The sequence below is a fragment of the Bacillus sp. LR_5 genome (genome assembly GCF_042709275.1).
Genome location: NZ_JAVAXX010000641.1, coordinates 1 through 950, shown reverse-complemented (window position 1 = coordinate 950; position 950 = coordinate 1). Strand labels below are relative to the sequence as shown.

The 950-nt window shown below is 47.7% G+C and carries 1 protein-coding gene; it reads left to right on the top strand.

What is annotated here, in order from left to right; genetic code table 11:
* The first annotated feature begins 1 nt into the window (after position 1).
* Positions 2–931, top strand: a complete 930-nt coding sequence (rnhC, locus tag RAC86_RS39180; protein ID WP_377887005.1) for a ribonuclease HIII — start codon at positions 2–4, stop codon at positions 929–931.
* The last annotated feature ends 19 nt before the right edge of the window (positions 932–950 follow it).

Genomic DNA, 950 nt, shown 5'->3' with positions numbered 1-950 from the left:
TGTGATAAAAGTATCGTTGTCTGCTATTGACCAAATGAAAACGACGTACAGCGGTTCGCTTACTGCCTCTGTTCCGCAGGGAGCCGTTTTTCAGGCGAAACCGCCAGGCTGTACCATTACAGCATATAAATCCGGCAAGGTCTTGTTTCAAGGCAAAAACGCAGCGGCAGAATCCGCACGCTGGGGAACAGCAGAGCCGCAGGAAAAGAAGAAAACGGCCAAAAAGCCGGCTGACCCCCGTTATGCCCCTCCGGCAGATATCGCCGGCATGTCTGTTATCGGCTCTGACGAGGTCGGAACCGGAGATTACTTTGGCCCGATGACGGTTGTATGCGCGTACGTCGACAAAACAATGCTTCCTTTAATGAAGGAACTCGGTGTTAAGGACTCTAAAGACTTAAAGGATCCGCAAATCATTGAGATTGCCCGAAACCTGATCAAAACCATTCCATACAGCCTGTTGGTTTTAAAGAATGAAAAGTACAACAGCATGCAGGAAAAAGGCATGAGCCAAGGGAAAATGAAAGCTTTGCTGCACAATCAAGCCATAACCCATTTGTTAAGAAAAATGGATGGGGTAAAGCCTGAGGCCATTTTGATTGACCAATTCGCTGAGCCAGGCGTCTACTTCAATCATTTAAGGGGCAGAGACATTGTGAGGGAGCGGACCTATTTCAGCACAAAGGCTGAAGGCATTCACTTGTCAGTCGCCGCTGCTTCAATCATTGCAAGATATTCGTTTTTAATGGAAATGGATAAACTGTCGCGTGAGGCAGGAATGACACTTCCGAAAGGGGCCGGCCCGCACGTGGATGAAGCAGCAGCCAAGCTGATCCTCAAAAAAGGGGCATCTGCTCTCAGAACCTTTACAAAACTCCATTTTGCTAATACACAGAAAGCACAGCGCCTTGCCGATAAAAAACGCTCATAGAAAAAAGCTTGCAGAGAAA